This window comes from Lacihabitans sp. CCS-44, from assembly GCF_024343735.1.
Classification (GTDB): Bacteria; Bacteroidota; Bacteroidia; order Cytophagales; family Spirosomataceae; genus Leadbetterella.
This window is the reverse complement of record NZ_RJUE01000052.1, coordinates 72,675-96,902: the sequence shown is the minus strand read 5'-3', so window position 1 is coordinate 96,902 and position 24,228 is coordinate 72,675. Positions and strand designations below refer to the sequence as shown.

Genomic DNA, 24,228 nt, shown 5'->3' with positions numbered 1-24,228 from the left:
CATGGATGACACAGATTGGACGGATTTGAACGGATTTTTATTTTTTTCCATGTCTTCTAAACGCGGTTACGAGCTGAAATACACCATACCCAAAGACAATTTTGTTCAGGAAATAAATCAAATTTGAAAACCATCCAAATTCGTCGTAATTGTTTTTTTGAAAGGGATCAATAAATTTCAAATAATCGGTAATAATTGAATTATCAAAACTTCCGACTATTGCATATTTCGAGGTTGGAATAATGAACAGTGTGAATAAACTAACTGAACTTATTATAATGAACCAAAATGCTTTTCCCCAACTTTCTCCATGGTTATTTGAAAGTCCATTAAATAAGAAGACAGCTCTTTCATACCCAGTATTTGGAGTCTTTTTCAATACCTTATGTTGAAATTTTAGAGCTTTAGCATGCATTAAAGATGTTCTGATTATGTCTCCATTATTTTCAGCTATTTTTTTTAACTGATTATAAGCTAGTACTAGTTGATTATAATCTGCTTTTGTTTGATTTTTCTTGTCAATTTCTGAAACCTCAATTATTTCAGGGAACTCGTCACCTGCAATAAATAGATTTAGCATTTTTGAGTTTAAGAATTTGAAACTGTATTGGGAGAAGGCGAAACCAATGAACTCAATATTTCCTAAACTACTATTTAAAAAACAAATTTCAGCTTTGTATAAACTGGGTCCTATATTTTTAATAAATTCTTGCTTTCCCATTTCTGAGATTGATAAATTAAGGAGTTTGGCACTTTTGGCAATTACCATATCTAAATAAAAAAAAATGGGCTTGCTGTTTCTGAAATAAATAAAACCATAGTTATTAACAGATGAAAATTCTATGAAATTTATTTGGCAATCACTGAAGTTAAAGCTTGAATTTTTGGATAAACTTGTATTCTCAAAGGAAATTGAATTTATTATTGAGTTCTCAAAGTAGTATTCAAAATCTTTTTTATCAAAAGGCGAAAAGAAATGAATAAGTGATTTTTTTGTGACTTTTATTGAGTCAATATTGCAATTATTTGTAATAGTTAATTTCTTTAGAAATGAGTTCTCAATTAGAAATGCATTTAATTCTGATTTATTATTAATAATTAATTCACCAAAAAACATGGAATCGATTATACTTAAATTCTCAGTTAGTGTTAGGTAATTTAATTCAAAAATGTCGAGAAAAGTGTTTTGAAAGAATTCAAATTCATGTAGGAAAGAATCATTGATTGAGAAATATTGATGGAATATGTTACACCTTAAATTAATTGAAGAATTTGAAACTTGATCGGAGATGGTTTTCAAACTAATGTCAACATATTCTCTGAAATTCGAATTTTCAAATAAAATATGTTCTATGTTTCCTGAAATATTCAGTTCTTTGTGAATAACTACGTTTTTTAGTGATAAATAATCGATTACAGACTCTATAATCAATAACTTCACCATTTCATTGTTCTTTTTGCCTTTAGAAATAAACTCTACACTTTCTATCTTACACTTAATTACTATTTCGCCCAATCTTGAGGATATTGATTGAAAGCTATTAATTTTTGTATTTTCGGCAAGTACAAATTCATTAGACTTTGTAAATTGTGAATTAAGAAAATTTATCGTTTTTATTGTTGAGTTTTCAATAATTGAGTATTTAATATCGATGGATGAATTAATTTGGATGTTACTGATTAAGCAACTTTTAACAATTAAATTGTCTTGTATTTGTACGTTTTTGATTTTTAGCGAGCCATGTATTGTAGTTTGAAATAAGTCGATAATTTCAAAGTTTGTTGATTCTAAGAGAAGATTTTCTATTTCATTATTAATATTCTTATTTTCATCCCAAGTTAAATTTAAATTTCCATTCTTTGTAATTCCTTTGAACGCAATATTTTTTCCATTAACATTTGAAATTACAGTTTTCTTGGCATAACTTTTTTCTCCTATAATTTTCAATAAATTAAACTTTTGAAAATTTTTAAAAATCAGGTGATTTTTCACTGTCGTGTTAGAGATAATTACAGTATTTTCAGTAACTCTACTATCTCCATCAAGTAAAAAATCATTTTCTACTTTTACATTTTCTAAGAAAATTTTACACTTGGGATTATTGATTTTAAGAGAGGCCTTGAATTTGCAATCAATAAACATTATCGTTTCTATTTGCAGACTCAAGTCAAAAACCACAGAGGTATCAAAGTCACAATTTTTTAAAATTAAATTTTTAATAGTTGAATGGTAATGACCAAATGCATACTCACTATGACTGATATGGTCTCTTTCAATCAAGTAGTTTTTATAGATCAAAACCTCATCAAAATCTACATTGAATTGATTAAGTATATCGATTATTTCATTTTTTGATACTGAAATGTGGCCTTTTTCAATATGGTTGGTTCCATTCGAATAAATTAAGGTAGTAAAATTATTGTGGCTTATTATTTGTTTTTTCATTCACAAAAAACTTTGTTGAATTGTTACTTAAAACAAACTTAATTTTAAAAAAAGAAAGAAACTAATAATATAAAATATCTCGATACAAAAAAGCCCCTCAGCATATACCAAGGGGCTTCTAAATATCATAAAATAGATTCTTATCTACTCATGTACATATTTCTTTCAGAGTATACCTGTAGGAAGAAATCGTCGGTGAGGTCTTCTATGAAGTAGATGCCTTCGCCAGTTGACTTCATCTCCGGGCCGAGTTCTTTGTTTACGTTCGGGAATTTATTGAACGAGAACACCGGAATTTTGATGGCGTACCCTTCTTTTACGGGCTTGAAATTAAAGTCTTTTACTTTGGCTCCCAACATCACTTTGGTGGCGTAGTTTACATAAGGCTCTTGGTAAGCTTTGCATATAAACGGCACCGTACGTGAGGCTCTTGGGTTAGCTTCTATCACATATACTTTCTCGTCTTTTATGGCAAACTGTATGTTTATAAGTCCTTTAGTGTCCAGAGCTATAGCGATACGCTTGGTGTATTCTTCTATTTGCTTTATAACGTTTTCGCTCAAATCAAAGGCTGGCAATACTGCATAAGAGTCACCCGAGTGAATACCTGCAGGCTCGATATGCTCCATGATACCGATGATATAGGCATCAGTTCCGTCACAAATGGCATCTGCTTCGGCTTCTATGGCGTTTTCAAGGAAATGATCTAAAAGGATATTATTATCAGGAATATCGTTCAGGATTTTCACTACGTGTTGCTCCAGTTCCGTCTCGTTGATGACGATTTTCATACTTTGACCACCCAATACGTAACTTGGACGTACCAAAAGCGGGAAACCAAGCGATTTGGAAACTTCAACAGCTCTGTCGGCTGTTCTTACTGTATCAAATGGCGGGTAAGGAATGTCCAATTCTCTCAATTTCTCAGAGAAACGACCTCTATCTTCGGCCAAATCGAGGGCTTCGTAAGAAGTGCCGATGATTTTGATGCCATATTTCGTGAATTTCTCAGCCATTTTTAATGCTGTTTGTCCACCCAATTGCACAATTACGCCTTCTGGTTTTTCGTGTTCGATGATATCGAAAACATTTTCCCAGAAAACAGGCTCAAAGTATAATTTATCCGCAATATCAGGGTCTGTAGAAACCGTCTCTGGATTACAGTTGATCATGATGGTTTCGTAGCCCATTTCTTTGGCTGCCAACACACCATGCACACAAGAGTAGTCAAATTCGATACCTTGTCCGATACGGTTTGGACCTGAACCCAGCACCACAATTTTCTTTTTATCTGTTACAATCGACTCATTGTCAGGATTTTCTTCTGAGGCGGAGAAAGTAGAGTAGAAGTAAGGCGTTTTGGCCTCAAACTCAGCCGAGCAAGTATCTACACATTTGAATACTCTGTTGATACCCATTCCTTTACGCTTCGAGGTTACTTCGCTTTCTTTGCATCTCAGCAAATGGGCCAACTGTCTGTCTGCGTAGCCTTTTTGTTTGGCTGACACCAACAAGTCCTTAGGTAATGAATCCAGTCTGAAAGTCTCGATTTTATGCTCCAGCTGAATCATTTCTTCTATCTGGTGCAAAAACCACTTGTCTATTTTAGTCAGGTTTTGTATCGTTTTGAACGATAAACCTGCCTTGAAGGCATCATAAACGTGGAAAAGTCTATCCCACGATGGATTTGCCAAACTATATTTTAGTTTTTCTTGATCTCTTTCTTCTCTTCCGTCTGCTCCCAATCCGTTTCTCTTGATTTCAAGCGATTGACATGCTTTTTGCAAAGCTTCTTGGAAGTTACGACCAATACCCATCGTTTCACCTACAGATTTCATTTGTAGACCCAATCGACGGTCGCAACCAGGGAATTTGTCAAAATTCCATCTCGGAACTTTCACGATTACATAATCTATCGCTGGCTCGAAGAATGCTGATGTAGAACCAGTTATTGGATTAATCAACTCATCCAAATTGTAGCCAATCGCCATTTTGGCAGCGATTTTCGCAATTGGATAACCTGTAGCTTTTGAAGCTAAAGCTGACGAACGACTAACCCTTGGATTGATTTCTATCGCTATGATTTCGTCTGTATCAGGATTCAAAGAAAACTGAACGTTACATCCGCCTGCAAACTGACCGATGGCGTTCATCATTTTGATGGCCATGTCACGCATTTTTTGATAAACCGTATCAGGCAAGGTCATGGCCGGTGCAACAGTGATTGAATCACCCGTATGCACACCCATTGGGTCAAAGTTTTCTATTGTACAGATAATCACAATGTTTTGGTTGTGATCACGCAAAAGTTCAAGTTCGTATTCTTTCCAGCCCATAATTGATTGCTCTACCAACACCTCATGGACGGGCGAAGCATGCAAACCATTATTTAAGGCGGCGTCAAATTCTTCAGGCGTATTTACGAAACCACCACCTGTTCCACCCAAAGTGTAAGATGGACGAATAACCAATGGGAAGCCGATTTCTTGAGCGATTTCTTTTCCTTCTAAAAACGATTTGGCAGTACGGCCTTTGCAAACTCCCACACCGATTTCAATCATTTTGGTACGGAAAAGTTCACGGTCTTCGGTAGTTTCTATGGCCTTTATGTCCACACCGATGATTTCTACACCGTATTTTTTCCAAACACCAGCATTTTCACAATCTATTGCTAAGTTTAGAGCAGTTTGGCCACCCATGGTTGGCAAAACGTGCGTGATTGGCCTGCCCATTTCTTGGTGTTTTGCCAATATTTCTTTGATAGATTTTTTTTCGAGAGGCTTAAGATACACAAAATCAGCGTTCATTGGGTCAGTCATGATAGTAGCCGGATTTGAGTTAATCAAGGCAACTTCTATTCCTTCTTGTCTGATTGATCTTGCTGCTTGCGACCCTGAGTAGTCAAATTCACATGCTTGGCCTATAACAATTGGTCCTGAACCGATGATTAGGACGGATTTAATGCTAGAATTTTTTGGCATTTTTTTTTGGAGAGTTTCGATTCGATTATCGAAGAACAAAGGTAATACAGAAAGATTAAACTGGCATAAAATATTTTATATAATTGGAAAGGTTTTTGGCTTTTTTGTAAGATTTGTAGATTTGATTTTAATATTTCTTGATTTTGAATGACAAGGATTTTTAAGTAAAAATAACAAGGGGATTTAGTAAAGTCTATTGAGTGCCTTCAAGATAAGTACACTTAAATGCTATGAATTGCAAAGGATGAGGAAAGAGAATAACTCTGAGAAACTCAGAGACGCAAAACAAGTAAAAATGAAAACTCGGTGCCACTCCATGTTAAAACAAAAGAGCGAAGCGAAAACTCTGAGAAACTCAAAAGTACAAAATATGTGAAAAAGAAAACTCGGTGCAACTCTCTGTTAAAAGGCTAGACTAAGCTTCCGGTTTAAAAGGCTCAATCATAATCGTAGACTCTTTGTCCACAATCACTTGGCCATCCGGCAGTCCTTTGGTTTTTCTAACGAATTTCTTTTGCGTAAAAATAACTGGTACAACGCCCTCGTTCTTCCTTTTAGAATAATAAGCGGCCAAACTTGCAGCAAATTCGATTATATGGTTGGGAAGATTTTCCTTATTTTTTCGCTTTATGACTACATGTGAACCCGCACAATCTCTTGCATGCAGCCAATAATCTTCTTTTTGGGCATGTTTTAAAGTTAAAGTATCGTTGTTTTTGGAGTTTTTACCAACCAAAATTAGAGTTCCCTCAAATACATATTCACGGAAAAGGCTCTTTGGACTTTCCATTTCTTCAGAAACTTTCTTTTGAATTTTAACAAAAGATTTGAGTTCTTTGAAATTTTCAGCGGCACTCACACTTTCAATTTGACTTTCGATTTCGATAATCTTATTAAACGCAGTTGCTATGTTTTTCTTTATTGCCTCAACCTCAATCTGCTCGTTTTTGCTTTTTCTGTAATAGTTTTCAGCATTTTTTTGCGGAGAAAGGTCTTTTTTTAGCTTTATGGTAATGTTTTGGTCCGTATAAAAATTAAGCAATTCAACCTCGGAAATTCCATCTTCTAAATCATGTAAATTGGCCATTAATATATTGGCGATAATTTCTTTTGACTGTCCAGATTTCAGGTTTTCTAATTTCGATTGTGTGTTTTGGAGGTAGTTTTCGGTCTTTTGTTTTTCCTTTTCAAGTGCACTTAGCAACATGTGCTTTTGGTTGGAGAAGCTGAATTCTTTCTGGTAAAACAAATAGAAAGCGTTTACCGCTTCAATAGCATTTGTAAACTCAAATTTATAATTCTCAAAAGGAAACAAACAAAGACTCGGAATGTCTTTATAAAAGCCAATTTGATATTTTGGATTTTCTTGTTTTTGCAAGAAATCTTGAATAAAATCCCATTTTTGCTGAATAGAATAGTCCTTTATAATGGCATCTAGATAATTAAAGAGATTCTTTCCAAACGTAAAAAATACTTTTCTGTAGTTTCCCTCCAGTTTTTGGAAGTTCTCAAAACTAAAATCTGCTATTTTTTCAAAATCTGAAACCGTCAGTAATTTATCAGAAAGCAAGGAATTGTTAAAAATAGCTATTTGCTCATTGTTTTTATAAATCAAAAGATTAGGACGATTGCCAAATAGCTTGATAATCAGTAGATAATCATTCTCTAAGTAGATTTTTAAAGCTCTTTCATTTTCGAAAATACAAAGGTCTGTTACTTTTAAACCATAAATTTCACTCCAAAGATTTACAGTATTTTTTCTCGCCCGGGCGAATTCATTTTGAACCGTAATACAAGAAAAATCGGGTTTTAGTGTGCATTTTAAGAATATTTCTGCTCCGTTTGTACTAAAGCCTAACATCAATTCATCTTTTTCCTGACTAAAACACGAAATCAATTCTGATCCCAAAAGTTTCACTTTAAGTTCAGCAGCCAAGTGTTTCAGAAATAGATAATTGTTATGCATGAGTTTAATGTGCTAATTTGCTAATGTGATAATTCGGTAATGGGTTAATTCGGTAATCGGTTAATGTTTTAATTCGTAATCGGTTAATGTTTTAATTCGGTGATTGAATTGTGAGGTGTTAATGTTTTTAAGTATGTATAATTAGCTAATTAACTAATTTTCAAATTAGCACATTAAAAATGCACCTTCTTTCAAGGCATAATTGGAAATCTTGATTTCTTTAATGTTGTAAGTTTGTAAAACGAATTTTATCAAGCAAACTGCCACTACAATCATATCTACCCTGAGTGGAATCATACCACCAATCTGCATTCTTTCTTCATGATTCGCAAAGACCAATTGCTCAAAGGCTATCCAAAATTCTGAGATCGGATAATCAAAACCAATAATTTCAGTAGGAGCAAAGTTACCGGTGTTTTTCCAATGTATCATGTCGTTCAATGTATCAAACGAACCAGACGACCCTATTAATACTTCTGGCTGATATTGATGAACAGCATTGGTAAGTGGTAAAAGCTCTTGTCGGAGGTACTCATCCAAACGGCTAATTTCTGTTTGAGAAATTTTATCTTTTTTCATAAAACGCTCCATCAAACGTTGTCCTCCAATTTCAAAACTCCTTTTCCAAAGAATTTTCTCGGGATTACACAATATAAACTCTACACTTCCACCACCAATATCTACAATCAAGGCATTTTTATCAACCTCTACGGCCTGGCTTACACCTTTATATATGAGCTCGGCTTCTTTGTCACCATCAATCACCGTGATATTTATATCCGTTTCATTTTTAACTCTTTCTAAAAACTCACTTTGATTGCTGGCGTTCCTGATTGCACTTGTGCCAAAAGCAAGAATATTTTCAACTTTCACCTCAAACTCAATTAATTTTTCTTTAAAAATATTCAAAACATTCAAAGCTCTTTGAATACCAACTTCAGTAATCACATTCTGATTGATACCACCCTGGCCAATTTTAGATGCAATCGAGGTTTTGAAAAATATGTTTTCACCTTCAAATATCATGAGGTGAAAAGTATTGGTACCGAGGTCGATGATTGCTTTTTTCATAATTAGGCATTTATGCATAGTTCCATAAATTCAATAATTGGTGTTCAGTAAATTTTGCTAGATACTAGGCCATGTTATTGATTTTGTATGAAAACAAAAAAAGCCCAAACCAAAGTTTGAGCTTTTGTGATCCCAGAAGGATTCGAACCTTCGACCGACAGATTAGAAATCTGTTGCTCTATCCAGCTGAGCTATGGAACCGTCTTGGACGTTTTCAAGAACTTAGAAAGTAATTAAAAACGAAACCTTTTTAATTTAAAAAAGCAGCATAAGCTGCTTTTTTGTCGGGGTGGCAAGATTCGAACTTGCGACCTCCTGCTCCCAAAGCAGGCGCGATGACCGGGCTACGCTACACCCCGAGGTGCCTTCAAAAATATCAGCGGAGAGAGCGGGATTCGAACCCGCGGTACCGTTACCAGTACGTCAGTTTAGCAAACTGGTGGTTTCAGCCACTCACCCATCTCTCCGTCTCTCCGAAAAGGTTTGCAAATATAGACCCTTTTTTTTTACTAGCAAAACTTGGATTGAAAATAATCCTAGTTTTTTCGAATAAAAACGCACCTTTTTTCTTAAATAATTGAAAGATAATACTTTACTATTTGATGTTTTTTTAGATATTTTTTTCATTTCTATCGTAAAATAGATTTTTACTGAAAAAACAGTTTAGAGGTATTGCACAAATTATTGTGGTTTTTGGAATTTTATAAATTTTGCTTGGAAATCTATTCTGCCACCAACTTTTCTGGTTTTGATTTTCAAATACTCATTCAACCCAAGTCAGAAAATGGAGATTTTATTCATCTTCGAAAGGCACACAATTAAGTTTTAATCCTTTAAGCGTTCAGGATTTTCTGACAAAAAAGCCGACCATCCTTTTTTCTTAGAATTGTTGCCCGTTAATGCCTTGGTTTTAGCATGCATGAAATGACAAACGGCTACGGCCAATGCATCTGTCGCGTCCAATGTTTTCTTTTCAAGTGTTTGGTTAAAGAGCTTTTCGAGCATATAAGCCACTTGCTCTTTACTTGCATTTCCGTTTCCAGTTACGCTTTGCTTTACTTTTTTTGGCAAATACTCAACTATATTGATGTCTTTGGCCAATGCAGCGGCCATAGCAACGCCTTGAGCTCGACCAAGTTTTAACATAGATTGTACGTTTACTCCATAAAACGGAGCTTCAATAGCCATCTCATCCGGCAAATATTCGGTGATAATCTGGGTTATTCGCTCAAAAATCATTTTGAGTTTAAGTTCGTGCGACCCCAATTTTTCCAATTTCAAAACGCCATATTGGACAATTTCGAGTTTAGAACCTTTCACGGAGATAACCCCGTAACCCATAATACGTGTGCCTGGATCGACACCAAGTATGATTTTTTCAGTTAAATTTGCTTCCAAATTTTAATAATATTGATTTTTAAAAACCAAAGCATAAAGTCTTTTGTATCCTCCTATCGAATTAGGAAAGTATTGAAATTAGTGTTTTTGGTAGCTGTATTTGTCCTTTTGTATAGGCAAATTACTAATTTGACTTTGTCAAAATCTCTCTTGCTTAAAATAATTCATACTTTGGAGGGCAATTTAGCTTATTTTTTGGCTGCTATTGCACTGCTTTTTCTTAATTATTTTTTTGAAATCCTGAAATGGAACTTACTTACAAAACAGGTGCAGGCTCGAACATTCAGACAATCAACCATTGATGTGTTGAAAGGGCTTCGTGTGGGTTTATTTACTCCGTTGATGTTGGGTGATTTTTTGGGAAGAAGCGTTGGGTTTCAGAAAAAAAATAGAACTGAGGTGATGGCTTTAAATTTCTTCAATAGTGTATGTCAAACTTATGTGACTTTATTGTTTGGAAGCGTGGCTATACTATTTTGGTGGATTATTTCCGAAGATAGATTGCATAATTTGCTCATTGTTCCTGTACTGATTTTTATTCTGGTAAGTATTTTGGGTTTCTTATTTGTATTTAGACTGAAAATTTCGTGGCAGTTTTTAGAGAGAATAAATTTCATCAAACCTTATTTGCAAACGTCTGTTTTGGGGTTAAATATTAATAATAAGTTTAGAATTGGGATATTGGCACTGTCAATTGCTCGAACTTTGGTTTATAATGTGCAATTTTGGCTATTTTATGTTAGTTTAGGTATTCACCTGCCAATCTTAGTCTTATTCATTGGAGTGAATCTTATACTTTTGGTTAAGACAGTAGGTGGTGGATTAAACATTTTTGGTGATTTAACGCTTCGAGAATTTATTAGTATCAATTTCTTTGGATTGTATCATGTTGAAGGAAGTTTAATTTTAATTGCGACTTTTGTGGTTTGGCTTTTCAATATTTTTCTGCCTGTTTTGATTGGATTTTTTATTAAACCTAAAGAATGATTTTTATAGCTATATTTTTTGTTTTGGTTTATTCCATACTTATGGTGGTGTTTATTGTGATTTGGAAGAATCAAAGTTTTGAAGTTAATCATTTTAATAATCCGTCAAATACTGAATTCTCCATAATAATACCAGTGAGAAATGAGTCTAAAAACGTTCGAAAACTGCTCGAAAGCATTGTAAATCAGAATGAAAAGAATTTTGAGGTTATACTTATAGATGACTCATCTGAAGATGACACAGTGAAAATAGCAGAAGCATTTTTAGCTTTGTTAGACTTGAAAATACTATATCTTTCAAATGAAGAGCGAGGAAACGCTCCAAAGAAAAATGCAATTACCAAAGCAATTGGTGTAGCTAAGCATGATTTGATTTTTTGCACAGATGGAGATTGTGTATTGCCGACAAAGCTCCTTGCTAAATATGCTGAAATATTTAATAATGAGCGTATTAAGTTAATTTCTGGGCCTGTTACTTTCTTTGAAAGTGGGGGTGGTTTTTTTAATAAAATTTGGGAAAAGGTCCAAATTGTGGAGTTTGCATCGTTGGTTGGAAGTGCAGCGGTGTCAATATTTTTAGGAAAACCAAACATGTGTAGTGGTGCAAATATTGCCTACAGAAAAAGTGCATTTATGGATGTAAATGGTTACGATGGAAATAACGAGCTGGCCTCAGGTGACGATGAGTTTTTGATGCATAAAATACAGCATAAGTACACAGATGGGGTCTTTTTTGCAAAATCAAAAGAAGCCATTGTTGAAACTAATACTTGCGAGTCAGTGGTGGCTTTTTACAACCAAAGAAAACGGTGGGCCAGCAAATGGACAAAGTACGATTCTTATTTGCCTAAGTTAATTGCAATGTTTGTTTTCGTTGTGAATTTATTCACTATATATTTAACTATAAGTGGATTATGGTCTATATTGGCGATAAGATATGTTTTTGAATTTATCTTTTTAGCATTAGTTTTGGGCTTTTTGAAGAAGAAAAGTAGTATTTTATTTATACTGATAGTTCAAATATTTTATCCACTATATGTGGTGTTTTTTGGGTTGAATTCATTGTTTATGAACAAAAACTATAATTGGAAAGGAAGAAAATTACAATGACGAGGTTATTTGAAATACTGTTTCCAAAATACATTTGGCGAATAAAAACTGCTGAAAAGAAAATCTATTTGACGTTTGACGATGGCCCTATTCCAGAAGTTACGGAATGGGTTTTGGAACAATTAAAAATATTTAATGCCAAAGCAACCTTTTTTTGCGTTGGTGAGAACGTTTTGAAACATCATGAAATATATGAAAAGGTAGTAGCAGCTGGTCATGCTGTAGGAAATCATACACAGAATCACCTAAAGGGCTGGAAAACAGAAAATGACGCATATTTAAAGAATTTTACAGAATTTCAGAATTCTATAGAAATAATAAATAAAGCACAAACACAATTGTTCAGGCCACCTTACGGTCAATTAAAACCAACACAAGCGAAAGAGATTTTAAAAACACATAAAATATTAATGTGGAGTGTTTTAACAAGAGATTATGATAAGAGTTTTAATGCAGAAAAATGCCTAGAAAATGCTATCAGAAAAACAAAATCTGGCTCAATAGTTCTTTTTCATGACAGCCTAAAAGCTCAGAAAAATCTTTATTATGTGCTGCCGAAATATTTGGTGTATTTTTCAAAAAAAGGTTATGCGTTTTGTGCTATTGACTTGTAAATGAGCGATTTCGATAAATAGCAAAAACAGAAACCACTATTGAGAGTACTTGCATGGTAGCAAAGAAAAATTGTTGGTTTTGATAGGTAAAATAAGCCATCATCAAGTGGCCGATTAACATCGATATCCAGCCAAGAATTGTTTTTCTTTTGGCTAATAAAAATATAGCCAGTATAAAATCAGCAGAAATTAGAAATTCAAGAATTGAGCTATTTTTTAGCACAAAATATAAGAAAAGGAGCAGCACAACCATTATTGCATACAAAAGGTTTTCGTATTTCATCTCCTTTTTGTGGTTGATAAGCCCAAAAAACTGAATGCCGAAAAAACCTGTCTCCAAACCGACTAATATGTATAGTTTAAGTGTGAAAAAATAAATAAAGGCCAAAAGCGAAGCGGCGATACCTATTTGCCAACCCAACTTTTTGTCAAGACTCAGAAGTACTTTGTTGATAAAATACAGAACTGCTACGGCTATTTGCAGCATAAAGCATTAAGTTTTCTCAAAAATAAGTATTAATTGAAGATTTTCTGCAAATCTATTTCCCTGATTTCCGACTTGATTTTTTCCTCCCATTCTCGTTGTTTATGTTTTACCAGACTGTGGTTCGTTTCGTCGTCATATTGAGCCTGCATGGTGTGCGTAGTTTTGTAGAATTCCAGATATTCATACTGAATTCTGCTGATGAGGTCATCTCGAGAATTTTCCTTTAAGGTTTTAATTTTTTGTAAATATCTGAGTGTGTTTAGATAGCAAATATCAAAGTGAAGTTGCTCGTGTGCAAGTGCATAAGGCGTTTTTACTTCTGACTTTGCCCAAGACATATTTTTGTCGGTATATACTTTCGGGGTTATTTCGGCAGTAATTATATTATTTTCTACAGAAAGCTTGCTGTCAAATCCAAAACTGGTAAATATTGCTGCTCCATACTGGTTGCCTCCTCTAATTGGACCATTAAAATCGGCCCAATTAACTTTTCTTTGTTGATAATAGACTGTATCAATAGCTGGCTTTACATAGAATGGCTTAATTATAACTCTAGAATCCGTAGCAAATGCCTCAAGATTTCCTTTCGAATTTTTTATATATCCAATAATGTATTTCAAGCCGTTGTCCAGTGTTTCAATAATCTGTTTTTCCACATTGGGTAACATGGAAGTTTGAATCGTCCGATTATATTTAGCAGAATTTCTTGAGTTGCAAAACTTCGTAGTGTCTTTATTGTCAACAAAATAGGCCTCAATATCATATTTTATATTTCCAGAAATCTGATTGCTGTTTATAAAAGTTTCCGTTATCGCGAAATGCTTAATAATGACCAAGACTTTTACTTTTTTTGAGCCAGAATTATATAGTTTATAATAATTTTCGATGCTTTTTTCGATACTTTGTTCAAAACCAATTTTCTGCTTCTGTTTATCATTTATATAAAGCTCACCAAAATACTTCGAGTTGTTCTTTGTGTCATTTTTTATACTAATTACTTCAAAATCAGAGTTTTTTATGTTTACATTTTTTTTGTTTAGGACAAAGGAATATTGACCCAAAGCAGCATTTTGGCAGTAAAATATAGAAAATAAAATGAGGAAAGTTTTCAAATCAATTATCGGCTTCTTTTCTTACATTCAATAAACGCTGCAACCAAGCTTTCATTACTTCTTGTTCTTCTTTTGCGTCTATTTCAAGTTTAGGTATGGTTTTTAAGTCTGGCTGACCTGCATCTACCCATGCAGTAAACCACACATCAGTTATCATTTTTACAGAAGCTTTCATCTGTCTTTCTACTTGATTATCAAGCATTTTGTGGTATTCTTTCGAGAAATTCCTAGAATATGTTTTTACGGTAACACCATTTCTCTCTTCTATTGTAAATTTCTTTTCTTCATCCATTTTTTGAGTTAGAATTTTCTCAAAAAGCAAAACGGAATCTAAGGCAGCATTGGCATTCAGAACCGCACTCCATGATCGTTTTTGAATATTGTTTTCATATTCTGCCTGACCTATAAACATATCGTAATCCTTGCTAAACAGTTCGGGCAGTCGGGATTCCCAAAAACCATGAATACCTACTTGGTTGGTTAGTTGGCCGTTATAGTTTCGGGTGGTATGCAGCGGAACATTGGCATCAGCAATATAGTGACCCAAGTCAGTCGCTATTCTCAATATATCTTTGTTGTCTTTTTTTATAAATGCCTGAGTAAGTTGGTACTTCATTCTTTGTATTTGCCAAGGCACTATTCCATGTGCAAGGAGCGAATCTTCTGTGAATTTTTCCACCGCTTGATTCCAATTGAGTTTGGGCAAAATGACTTTTACAGAATCTGGGTAATCGTCCAAATCTATAAAGTGACGAGGAGCCTCGCCCACTACTGCGTATCTTCTTTGGTCAGGATTTACCGCATTATCTGTCACATAATCAATGTTTTGTTTGAAAAAACCGAGCATTTCTGGAGGTAAGCTATAGACTGCTAATCTATTTATTAGACTATGTGAATAAAATCCCCAGACTGGTGGATTTGTTGCTGTTTTTTCAGAATAAAATAACGTAAGAATCGTGAGGATTATGTTTAAAAGCATTGATTTGGTATTTAGTTTTTCAAACCTAATAATTTTAAACAAGAAATCTAAAAGAATAATTAATAAATTTGTGAATTAACATTCGTCAACAAATGAAAGAAGTATTAGCCCGCTTGGGCATAAATGATTATAACCAAGGAATTTCTACAGGATTGGATTTTTGGGAAGGGAAAGGTGAAAAGATAGACTCGTTTTCGCCCACCAACGACAGCCTGATAGCTTCCGTAAATTTAGGAACTGAACAAGATTTTGAAAAAATAATAGTAAAGGCCGAACAAGCTTTTTTAGAATGGAAGGCTTTCCCAGCTCCCAAAAGGGGAGAAATAATAAGACAAATGGGTGATGCTTTCAGAAAACACAAAGTTGATTTGGGGCATTTGGTAAGCTATGAGATGGGTAAAAGCTTACAAGAAGGCTTGGGCGAGGTACAAGAAATAATCGATATCTGTGATTTTGCGGTTGGTTTATCACGACAATTATACGGGCTCACCATGCACTCTGAGCGACCTATGCACCGAATGTATGAGCAATGGCACCCAATTGGTATTGTTGGAATTATCTCAGCGTTTAATTTCCCAGTGGCTGTGTGGTCATGGAATGCGATGTTGGCTTGGATTTGTGGTGATGTATGTGTTTGGAAGCCATCAGAAAAAGCCCCGCTATCTGGTATTGCATGTCAAAATATCATTACAGAGGTACTAAAAAACAATCAAGTTCCTGAAGGCGTGTCTTGCCTGATAGTTGGTGATAGAAGTATTGGAGAGTTGATGTCGAAAGATCCACGAGTAGCTTTGGTTTCGGCTACTGGAAGTACAAGAATGGGCAAAGCTGTGGCACAAAATGTAGCAGCCAGGCTAGGAAAAAGCTTGTTGGAATTAGGAGGAAATAATGCGATAATCGTTACACAGGATGCTGATTTGAAATTAGCCGTGCCAGCCATAGTTTTTGGAGCGGTAGGAACTGCTGGGCAACGATGCACTAGTACAAGGCGTTTGATTGTGCATAATTCATTGAAAGATAGATTGGTAGAAAGTTTGGTTTCGGCTTATGGTCAAATGAAAATAGGCGATCCACTGAACAAAGAAAATCACATCGGGCCATTGATAGATGAAGCAGCAGTAGATATGTATTTGGATGCTATCACGAAAGCTATAAATGATGGGGGAGAACTAAAATATGGTGGAAATATTCTTCAAAATTTGGGCAAATGTTATGTAGAGCCAACAATAATTGAAGTCAAAGAACAGATAGAAGTGGTTTGTAATGAGACCTTTGCACCTATTCTTTATGTTATAGGTTATGAAACATTGGAGGAAGCCATAATCTTACAAAATGCTGTACCTCAAGGGCTTTCATCTGCCATATTTACCAACAACATGCAAGAATCAGAATGTTTTTTGTCAAATGCGGGCTCAGACTGTGGAATAGCCAACGTAAATATCGGGACATCAGGAGCTGAAATTGGCGGAGCTTTTGGTGGTGAAAAAGAAACCGGCGGTGGCCGAGAAAGCGGCTCAGATGCCTGGAAAGCTTATATGCGTCGTCAAACCAATACCATTAATTATGGCAAAACTTTGCCATTGGCTCAGGGGATTAAGTTTGATTTTTGAAGATTAATGGATTTTTAGAATACTTTATTTGGATAATCTGACAATGTGCGTAATTTTAAAAATTAAAGTTTAAATATGGTAGCAAATTCTAATTTAATATCCATAGATTCTCAAATCAGATTCGGAAAGCCATGCATCAAGGGTACACGTATTTGTGTAACCGACATTTTGGAATGGCTAGCATCGGGTATGACCAATCAAGAAATATTAAATGACTATCCACTTTTATCAGAGGAAGCCATTTTTGCGGCTTTGTCTTTTTCTGCAAATAGAGAAGCTATGATAAAAACAATCATAGTCTGAAATGAAATTACTTTTGGATGCAAATTTGTCTTGGAGACTAGCAAAATCTATAAACAAATTGGGTTTTGATTGTAATCATGTTGAAAAAATTGGTTTAGAAGTTCCTTCAAAAGATATAGGAATTTGGAATTTTGTACATAAAAATAATTGTATCATTATATCCAATGATGAAGATTTCGTTGATTTGGTGAACTTCAAAGGCTTTCCGCCAAAGGTGGTAATTCTTAAAACCGGAAACCAGTCTTCAAAATATTTAGAATCACTACTGCTTTCATGCATTTCAAAACTGGAGGAATTTTCGAAACAAACAGAATTTGGAGTCTTGGAGTTATTCTAATTGAACACAAACTTTTTTCTAAAAAGAAACTTCTGAGACATTGCAGCTATGATAAATGATTACAATAAGTGTAATATGTTTTTTAATTACTCACTCCAACTTAACATGAAAAAATTAATCCTCTCAATTTTGCTGGTTCTTTGTTTTTCAATGGCTTTTCCACAGAAAGATACCCTAAAAGTAATTGTAAAATCAAATTTGGTTGCACTGGCCGTCACCTATCCGAACATAACATTAGAAACCGTAATATCAAAGCACGGTTCATTAGTTTTTGGTTATTCGAAAAATATTAGAAGAAATTTTCCTGATCAATTTTTATGGATTGACTACAGGCAATATATACTTTCAAAGCATAAACTAAAAGGAGGTTACCTCGCACCGGGCTATTTTGTTGGTTTAGGAAACTCTTGGCCACTCCACAGCTTAGGCGGAAATGTGGGTTTCCAAGTTTATAATTCCTCAAAAAAGAAGCACATTGTATTGGACATCAATGCCGGTATGTACAAAAACTTAAAACCTATTCCAGATGGCTACATTGATTTTTTTCCGAAACTTACCATTGCGGTTGGTTATATATTTGGCAAATAATTCTAGCGAAAAAGTTTCCCCACCAACTCCCTAGCCAAATACGGAGCCAATGCCACACCCATGCCATTCATACAGACGCTGGCTGATAGATTGGGTTGAATGATTTTGGAGATTGGCGTTTTGGACTCGTTGAAGGCCATTATTCCACTCCATTTTTGGTCTATTTCAAAATCAAATTCGGGTAGAATCCATTCTTTTAGATATTTCAGTAAAGCCTTTTGAATCAATTCTGTATGGCCGAATTGGCCGGTATTTTCACCTGCAAAGTCTAGGTTTCTTCCGCCTCCAAACAATACCCGATTTCCGACATTTTTGAAATAGTAATAGCCTTTGTCGAAATGAAAGGTGCGGTTAAAGGACAGTCCTTCAATGGGTTTTGTGATGATAACTTGTCCGCGGCCAGGTTGTATTTTCTGTTCAGGTAGAAAAATATTGGAAAAGGCATTGGTACAAATACATACATGTCGGGCTTCAAATTCTCCTAGGTTTTTGGTTTTGACAACGGCTGTTTTTTGGCTCGTATCTATGTTTTCAACTTCGGTTCCAAAGAAAAACTTCACGTCTTGGTTCACCAATGTTTTGTAAAGGGCATAAAAAAGCTTTCCGGAGTGAATAGAGGCCTCGGCAGTATTACTTATGGCGTATCGGAATCCTGCAAATTTGCTTTCAGAAATTATCTGAGTGTCCTGATAAAAGTGCTGCTCAGCGTTTACGATGGACGACAAGTTTTTGTTCAAGACTTCCAATTGGTTGAGATTTTCCTCAAAAATACTCGCCTCGCTGAAAAGTTCAGACGCACCACATGGATTGTAGTCTATCACCTTTCCGAAATGTTGCTTGATGATTTGGATTCCTTCAAACCGCTTTTGGGTCATTTCCAAGGTTTTGTTCCAGCCGATTTCTTTCACATTTTCAAGTAGTTCTGATGGACTACCAAAACAGGCAAATCCTGCATTTTTTGTGCTGGCTCCGTTGGGCAAAGTTCCTCTTTCTACAATGGCAACTTCGGCTTCAGGATTTTGCTTTTTTAAGAAATACGCCATCCAAAGTCCAGAAAAACCTGAACCAACGATGAGGTAATCGTACTTTGGCTTGAAAATATCTTGTTCCCAGTAACTTAGCATGCCTTAAATATTCTGTTTTTTAAGTTCATTTACTGCAAAATCAGCTGCTCGTGCAGCCAAAGCCATGTATGTCAACGAAGGATTTACGGCCGACGAAGAAGTCATACAAGCACCATCGGTCACAAAAACATTGGGAACGCCCCAAACTTGATTATTTTTGTTGAGGATAGAATCCTTCGGCGAATGTCCCATTCTGGCTGTTCCCATTTCGTGTATGCACCTGCCGAATCCTCTTATTTCGTCGTAAGGTTTTATGTTTTTGTAGCCAGCAGCCTCAAACATTTCGGCGGCATCGTTTTTCATGTCCACCCGCATTTTAGTCTCATTTTCTTTGTAATCGGCCGACATAATCAAAAGCGGAATTCCCCATTCATCTTTTTCGTCTTGGCTCAGATAAATCTTGTTGTCTTCATAAGGCAACGTTTCGGCAAAAGCCGAAAGGCCAATTTGCCAAGGTCCAAAACGTGTGAATTTCTTCTTAAATTCCACGCCAAACTCATCAGAGCAATGTTCGTGAATACGTTTTGATTCACCTTCGTAACCAAAACCACGCAAGTAGGCACGTTTTTCACCACCTATATTTCTATATCTTGGTATATAAAAGCCATTCGGCCTTCTTCCGTATTCTATGGTGTCTTCAAAGCCTTCCACTTCTGCGGTGGCACCTGCTCCAAAATGATGGTCCATTAAATAATGTCCCAAAACGCCGCTGTCATTTCCCATACCATTTGGGAATCTTTTGGATTTTGAGTTGAGGAGAATTTGCGTTGAGGCCAAAGAAGAGGCATTCAAGAAAATGGTTTTGGCTTGAACCTCTGTTTCTTTTTTGGTAATGCTGTCAATTACTATAACGCCGGTGGCTTTTTGCTTGAGCTCATCGTATTGTAATTCTTTTACAATAGCGTTTGTGAGAATTGTCAGATTTCCTGTTTTTTTTGCTACTGGCAAAGTGGCCGCCTGAGTACTGAAATAAGCACCAAACGGACAGCCACGTCCACACATATTGCGGTATTGGCAACTTCCACGACCTAAAGCAAGCTGTTCTTCGGTGGGCCGTGTCAAATGTGCTTGCCTGGCATGGATTACCTTGGCGTCAAACTTTTTATTTTTTTGCTGAAAGTCTTTTTCTACACATGAAAAAGGCATCGGCGGCTGAAAAATGCCATCTGGTAAGTGGGGTATTTTGTCAACATTTCCAGAGATACCCACAAATTTCTCGACATAATCGTACCAAGGAGCGAGATCTTTGTATCTCAGTGGCCAGTCTATTGCTATTCCCTCTTTGGCATTGGCTTCAAAGTCCAAGTCAGACATTCTCAAAGCAATTCTTCCCCATGTTATAGATTTTCCGCCGAGTTGATATCCCCTTATCCAATCAAATCGCTTGTCTTCTAAATAGGGGTGGAGTGCATCTTTTGTATAAAAATGAGCCGAATACTCGTTTATTTTATTGTAAACTCGAGCTGTTTTGGGGTAGTCTTTTAAAAGTTCCAAAGGTGCTTTGCCTCTGTGTGGCATTTCCCACGATGGTGTGAGAGCTGTGGTGTAATCAGTGACATGTTCCACATTTCTACCTCTTTCTATCATCAATACTTGCAAGCCTTTTTTGGTAAGTTCCATAGCGGCGTAGCCTCCAGAAATGCCTGACCCTATAACTATTGCATCATACTCATTACTTTCTTTAGCCATTTGTTAAGAAAACTTTACTATTTCTGGAATTGTATTATTTTTTAAAAAAATTTAATTTTATAAATATTATTAATTGAATTATTAATTATATTTGAAAAACTATTCGATTTCTTAAAACTATTTAAAATTAACAAAAACTCCTACTCGTATGCAAAAAAAACTCCTTTTTCGAAATTTGGGTCGAGCATTTATGGTGATGAGCCTACTTGTTACCGTTAATTTCGCTTATGCCCAAAGAAAAGTATCTGGTAAGGTAACCGAAACTGGAAGTACTTCAGGGATTCCTGGAGTGACAGTTCTGGTTAAAGGTACATCTACTGGTACTACGACAGATGCCAATGGTAGCTACACCATTGATGTATCAAGTAACACCAGTGTACTGACTTTCTCTTCTATAGGTTACAATCCTACCGAAGAAGTGGTGGGTGCTCGGTCTGAAATTAACTTGGTATTATCGCTAGACACCAAGTCATTAAGCGAAGTGGTGGTGACAGGTTACGCTTCCCAGCGTAAGAAAGATATTACTGGTGCAGTAACAGTGGTTAATGCCAAAGAATTGACTGCTACGCCTTCGGCAAGTGTAACCCAGATGCTCCAAGGTAGAGCTGCTGGTGTGGTGGTCGGCAACGACAACTCTCCTGGTGGTGGTACTATGGTGCGTATAAGGGGTTTTGGCTCTGTAAACAACAATAGCCCGCTGTATGTTATCGACGGAGTTCCTACACAAGGAACCTTGAATCAACTGAACCCTAATGACATAGAGTCTATGCAGGTTTTGAAAGATGCATCTGCGGCTTCTATATATGGTGCAAGAGCTGCCAATGGTGTAGTTATCATCACCACCAAAAAGGGTAAAGCTGGTGAGCCAAACATATCATTTGACTATTATACCGGAACACAAAGACCGGGCAGGATGTTAGATTTGTTGAACACCTCAGAGTTAGGCTCATACCTCTATCAAGCAGACATAGGAGCGGGCAAAAATCCTTCGGTAACATCGCCATCTGTACAGTATAAGTTTGGTGCCAATGGTGAGCAAACTGTGGCTGATTATATTTATCCTAACGTTTATGGTTCTTTACCAGCCAATTACACCTATACAAATGATATTGCTGATCCGAATTTGGGTAAAACAGCTTTTAACATAACAAAAGCAAACAAAGAAGGCACAGACTGGCAAGATGCTATTTTTGATCCAGCTCCCATTTCTAATTATCAAATAGGAGCCACTGGTGGTTCTAATTCTGGGAAATATGCTATTTCGGCGAATTACTTCTCGCAAGACGGTATTTTGAAATACACCAAATACAACAGATATTCGGTTAGAGCCAACACAGAATTTAAGAAAAACTTCTTGACGATTGGCGAAAACTTTACTTTCTCTTATGATGAAAGACAAGGAATTACCAATAACAACGAGTCAAATCCTATCATGTTTGCCATTCGTGTGCATCCAATTATTCCTGTTTTTGACATCACCGGTGGTCCAGCAGAATTGGGTGGTACCAATACGTCGCCATACAATGGATTTGCAGGCAGTAAAGGAGTAAACCTTGGAAATGCACCTAACCCATTGGCAAGACTGTATCGTGAAAAAGATAACCTAACCAAAGGAACACACGTTTTTGGAAATGTTTTTGCTGAATTTGATATCATGAAAGGCTTGAAGGCTCGTACGAGTTATGGACTGGAGTACAACCAATATAACCGTTCGGAATATTTCCACAGAGATATTGAGGCGGCGGAGGCCAGAAATGCCAACAGTTTGAATGTTATAAATAACTTTGATAAGTCCGCAACATGGTTTAATACTTTAAATTATACCAAATCAATGGGCTTACACGAACTGAATATTTTGGCTGGAACTGAGTCTGTAACCACTTATTCGGTTGGATTTCAGGCAAGTAGAAGTAATTTCTCTTTTGATGACTTAGACTATCGTTATTTGAACTCGGGTTCGGCAGCAGGACTAGCCAATGCCGGCGATGGAGCTATAAGGAGTGCTTTGTTTTCGCAATTCGGAAAAGTAAACTATGGCTATAAAGACACCTACTTGGCAGATTTTACATTGCGTAGAGATGGTTCTTCACGTTTCTCAGAAGCTTATAGATATGGTGTGTTCCCAGCGTTTTCAGTTGGGGTGCGTATGTCGGAGTTTGAATTTATGAAAGACTTGAAGTTCGTAAACGACATGAAGTTGAGATTTGGATGGGGTAAGACTGGTAATCAGAATATTCCGAACGTTTACAATGCCTATACTCTTTATGCTGCTGATCCATCTAATAATGCCTATGACATTAACGGAACAGGTTCGTCTATAGTGGGTGGTTTTGACTTGGTACAATTTGGTAATACCAATGGTAAATGGGAAACAACGACTTCTACAAACATTGGTCTAGATGCCGTATTGTTGAACAACAAAATGGAGTTGGTTTTAGACGTTTACAACAGAGTAACAACTGACATGTTGACCCAAATCGCCATTCCAAGAACTGCGGGCACAGGATCTATTCCATTTACAAACATTGGTGAAGTGCAGAACAAAGGTATTGACCTGGGCATAAATTACAGAGATAAAGTTGGAGATTTTAGATACCAAGTTGGTTTCAGCATTGGTCATTATAAAAACAAAGTGATCAAGCTTAATGATGATCCTAATGCTACTATTTTCGGATTTACTACTCGTCTTCCTGCGATTTCTGCCACAAAAGCGGGCTTACCTATTGCGAGTTATTACGGGTATTTTGTGGATGGTGTTATCAAAGACGATGCAGAAGCAGCTGCCGCTCCTAAGTTTGGTTCTTACACCAGAGCTGGAACATTTAAGTTCAGAGATGTAAATGGCGACGGAATTATTACGGCCGCAGACAGAACCATCATCGGTAATCCGCATCCTGATTTTACATACGGTATCAATGTGAACTTGGGCTACAAAAACTTTGATTTAACCATGTTTGGTCAAGGGGTTCAAGGAAACGAGATATTTAATTATGTAAGATATTGGACTGACTTCAACACTTTCCAGGGAAACAGATCTACAGAAATGTTGTATGATTCTTGGAAAAAACAAGGTGATGTGGCAAAACTTCCAAGATTAAACTCTGGTGATGCAACCAGTCAGCAAATTTCGTCTTATTTCTTAGAAGACGGCTCTTACTTGAGATTAAAGAATGTGCAGTTAACTTATTCAATTCCTGCAAACATCATGAAGAAAGCCAAAATGGGATCAGCTCAAATATATGTTCAAGGCCAAAATATGTTGACTTTGACAAAATATACAGGACTTGATCCAGACATTAACTTGAGAACTTCAGGTAACGATAACCAAGATATTCACATGGGAATAGACGAAGGTGCTTATCCAGTAGCTAAGTCTTATTTGGTAGGTGTTAGACTTGGTTTTTAATTATAATGATAAAAATATTAA

The 24,228-nt window shown here is 36.0% G+C and carries 18 protein-coding genes and 3 tRNA genes; 8 read left to right on the top strand and 13 right to left on the bottom strand.

What is annotated here, in order from left to right:
* Positions 1-37: 37 nt before the first annotated feature.
* The 8 genes from EGI26_RS07940 to ruvC all read right to left on the bottom strand — a co-directional run bounded on the left by EGI26_RS07940 (position 38) and on the right by ruvC (position 9,862).
* Entirely contained in the window at positions 38-2,446 is a 2,409-nt protein-coding gene (locus EGI26_RS07940; RefSeq protein ID WP_255077585.1) for a hypothetical protein, read from the bottom strand.
* Positions 2,447-2,586: 140 nt separating this feature from the next.
* Positions 2,587-5,427, bottom strand: coding sequence for a carbamoyl-phosphate synthase large subunit (gene carB, locus EGI26_RS07935; protein WP_255077584.1), 2,841 nt, complete (start codon positions 5,425-5,427; stop codon positions 2,587-2,589).
* A gap of 415 nt (positions 5,428-5,842) precedes the next feature.
* The gene (locus tag EGI26_RS07930) at positions 5,843-7,393 is read right to left on the bottom strand and encodes an NFACT RNA binding domain-containing protein (RefSeq protein ID WP_255077583.1); all 1,551 of its coding nucleotides are present in this window, start codon (positions 7,391-7,393) and stop codon (positions 5,843-5,845) included.
* A gap of 165 nt (positions 7,394-7,558) precedes the next feature.
* Positions 7,559-8,464, bottom strand: coding sequence for a phosphatase (locus EGI26_RS07925; RefSeq protein ID WP_255077582.1), 906 nt, complete (start codon positions 8,462-8,464; stop codon positions 7,559-7,561).
* Between the two features lie 127 nt (positions 8,465-8,591).
* Positions 8,592-8,665, bottom strand: a tRNA-Arg gene (locus EGI26_RS07920).
* An 83-nt stretch (positions 8,666-8,748) separates the two neighbouring features.
* A tRNA-Pro gene (locus EGI26_RS07915) sits at positions 8,749-8,823 on the bottom strand.
* 21 nt (positions 8,824-8,844) lie between these two features.
* Positions 8,845-8,931, bottom strand: a tRNA-Ser gene (locus EGI26_RS07910).
* Positions 8,932-9,289: 358 nt separating this feature from the next.
* Positions 9,290-9,862: a crossover junction endodeoxyribonuclease RuvC gene (gene ruvC, locus EGI26_RS07905; protein WP_255077581.1), complete on the bottom strand. Its 573-nt coding sequence runs from the start codon at positions 9,860-9,862 to the stop codon at positions 9,290-9,292.
* An 81-nt stretch (positions 9,863-9,943) separates the two neighbouring features.
* On the opposite strand from ruvC, the gene EGI26_RS07900 reads away from it, so the two are divergent.
* Genes EGI26_RS07900 through EGI26_RS07890 form a run of 3 tightly spaced genes read left to right on the top strand, consistent with a single transcriptional unit; the run spans position 9,944 to position 12,572 of the window.
* The gene (locus tag EGI26_RS07900; protein ID WP_255077674.1) at positions 9,944-10,849 is read left to right on the top strand and encodes a lysylphosphatidylglycerol synthase domain-containing protein; all 906 of its coding nucleotides are present in this window, start codon (positions 9,944-9,946) and stop codon (positions 10,847-10,849) included.
* A complete protein-coding gene (locus EGI26_RS07895) occupies positions 10,846-11,958 on the top strand; it encodes a glycosyltransferase (protein WP_255077580.1) in 1,113 nt (370 codons plus the stop codon). The genes EGI26_RS07900 and EGI26_RS07895 overlap by 4 nt, the downstream gene beginning before the upstream one ends.
* On the top strand, positions 11,955-12,572 hold the full coding sequence (locus tag EGI26_RS07890) for a polysaccharide deacetylase family protein (RefSeq protein WP_255077579.1): 618 nt from the start codon (positions 11,955-11,957) through the stop codon (positions 12,570-12,572). The genes EGI26_RS07895 and EGI26_RS07890 overlap by 4 nt, the downstream gene beginning before the upstream one ends.
* On the opposite strand, the gene EGI26_RS07885 is transcribed toward EGI26_RS07890, so the two are convergent.
* The 3 genes from EGI26_RS07885 to EGI26_RS07875 are packed head-to-tail and all read right to left on the bottom strand — an operon-like array spanning position 12,559 to position 15,150.
* Entirely contained in the window at positions 12,559-13,059 is a 501-nt protein-coding gene (locus tag EGI26_RS07885; RefSeq protein ID WP_255077577.1) for a nicotinamide mononucleotide transporter, read from the bottom strand. The genes EGI26_RS07890 and EGI26_RS07885 overlap by 14 nt on opposite strands.
* Before the next feature lie 29 nt (positions 13,060-13,088).
* Positions 13,089-14,171, bottom strand: coding sequence for a hypothetical protein (locus tag EGI26_RS07880; protein WP_255077576.1), 1,083 nt, complete (start codon positions 14,169-14,171; stop codon positions 13,089-13,091).
* 1 nt (position 14,172) lies between these two features.
* Positions 14,173-15,150, bottom strand: coding sequence for a zinc dependent phospholipase C family protein (locus EGI26_RS07875; RefSeq protein ID WP_255077575.1), 978 nt, complete (start codon positions 15,148-15,150; stop codon positions 14,173-14,175).
* A gap of 92 nt (positions 15,151-15,242) precedes the next feature.
* On the opposite strand from EGI26_RS07875, the gene EGI26_RS07870 reads away from it, so the two are divergent.
* The 4 genes from EGI26_RS07870 (at position 15,243) to EGI26_RS07855 (ending at position 17,988) form a co-directional block, all read left to right on the top strand.
* Positions 15,243-16,760 (top strand): aldehyde dehydrogenase family protein, encoded by a 1,518-nt coding sequence (locus EGI26_RS07870; RefSeq protein ID WP_255077573.1) that lies wholly within the window; start codon positions 15,243-15,245, stop codon positions 16,758-16,760.
* Positions 16,761-16,835: 75 nt separating this feature from the next.
* A complete protein-coding gene (locus EGI26_RS07865) occupies positions 16,836-17,063 on the top strand; it encodes a DUF433 domain-containing protein (RefSeq protein WP_255077572.1) in 228 nt (75 codons plus the stop codon).
* A gap of 1 nt (position 17,064) precedes the next feature.
* Entirely contained in the window at positions 17,065-17,400 is a 336-nt protein-coding gene (locus EGI26_RS07860) for a DUF5615 family PIN-like protein (protein WP_255077571.1), read from the top strand.
* A gap of 105 nt (positions 17,401-17,505) precedes the next feature.
* Positions 17,506-17,988: a DUF3575 domain-containing protein gene (locus EGI26_RS07855; protein WP_255077569.1), complete on the top strand. Its 483-nt coding sequence runs from the start codon at positions 17,506-17,508 to the stop codon at positions 17,986-17,988.
* A 2-nt stretch (positions 17,989-17,990) separates the two neighbouring features.
* Here the strand turns inward: EGI26_RS07855 and EGI26_RS07850 are convergent, their stop codons facing one another.
* On the bottom strand, positions 17,991-19,112 hold the full coding sequence (locus EGI26_RS07850; protein ID WP_255077568.1) for an FAD-binding oxidoreductase: 1,122 nt from the start codon (positions 19,110-19,112) through the stop codon (positions 17,991-17,993).
* 3 nt (positions 19,113-19,115) lie between these two features.
* A complete protein-coding gene (locus tag EGI26_RS07845; protein ID WP_255077566.1) occupies positions 19,116-20,801 on the bottom strand; it encodes a GMC oxidoreductase in 1,686 nt (561 codons plus the stop codon).
* Between the two features lie 148 nt (positions 20,802-20,949).
* Between EGI26_RS07845 and EGI26_RS07840 the strand changes: the two genes are divergently transcribed.
* A complete protein-coding gene (locus EGI26_RS07840) occupies positions 20,950-24,207 on the top strand; it encodes a TonB-dependent receptor (protein WP_255077565.1) in 3,258 nt (1,085 codons plus the stop codon).
* The last annotated feature ends 21 nt before the right edge of the window (positions 24,208-24,228 follow it).

Excerpts from the sequence above, each read along its gene's own strand:
- EGI26_RS07940 (WP_255077585.1), bottom strand. The coding sequence starts at position 2,446 with ATGAAAAAACAAATAATAAGCCACAATAATTTTACTACCTTAATTTAT.
- carB (WP_255077584.1), bottom strand. The coding sequence starts at position 5,427 with ATGCCAAAAAATTCTAGCATTAAATCCGTCCTAATCATCGGTTCAGGA.
- EGI26_RS07930 (WP_255077583.1), bottom strand. The coding sequence starts at position 7,393 with ATGCATAACAATTATCTATTTCTGAAACACTTGGCTGCTGAACTTAAA.
- EGI26_RS07925 (WP_255077582.1), bottom strand. The coding sequence starts at position 8,464 with ATGAAAAAAGCAATCATCGACCTCGGTACCAATACTTTTCACCTCATG.
- EGI26_RS07895 (WP_255077580.1), top strand. The coding sequence starts at position 10,846 with ATGATTTTTATAGCTATATTTTTTGTTTTGGTTTATTCCATACTTATG.
- EGI26_RS07890 (WP_255077579.1), top strand. The coding sequence starts at position 11,955 with ATGACGAGGTTATTTGAAATACTGTTTCCAAAATACATTTGGCGAATA.
- EGI26_RS07885 (WP_255077577.1), bottom strand. The coding sequence starts at position 13,059 with ATGCTGCAAATAGCCGTAGCAGTTCTGTATTTTATCAACAAAGTACTT.
- EGI26_RS07875 (WP_255077575.1), bottom strand. The coding sequence starts at position 15,150 with ATGCTTTTAAACATAATCCTCACGATTCTTACGTTATTTTATTCTGAA.
- EGI26_RS07870 (WP_255077573.1), top strand. The coding sequence starts at position 15,243 with ATGAAAGAAGTATTAGCCCGCTTGGGCATAAATGATTATAACCAAGGA.
- EGI26_RS07865 (WP_255077572.1), top strand. The coding sequence starts at position 16,836 with ATGGTAGCAAATTCTAATTTAATATCCATAGATTCTCAAATCAGATTC.
- EGI26_RS07860 (WP_255077571.1), top strand. The coding sequence starts at position 17,065 with ATGAAATTACTTTTGGATGCAAATTTGTCTTGGAGACTAGCAAAATCT.
- EGI26_RS07855 (WP_255077569.1), top strand. The coding sequence starts at position 17,506 with ATGAAAAAATTAATCCTCTCAATTTTGCTGGTTCTTTGTTTTTCAATG.
- EGI26_RS07850 (WP_255077568.1), bottom strand. The coding sequence starts at position 19,112 with ATGCTAAGTTACTGGGAACAAGATATTTTCAAGCCAAAGTACGATTAC.
- EGI26_RS07845 (WP_255077566.1), bottom strand. The coding sequence starts at position 20,801 with ATGGCTAAAGAAAGTAATGAGTATGATGCAATAGTTATAGGGTCAGGC.
- EGI26_RS07840 (WP_255077565.1), top strand. The coding sequence starts at position 20,950 with ATGCAAAAAAAACTCCTTTTTCGAAATTTGGGTCGAGCATTTATGGTG.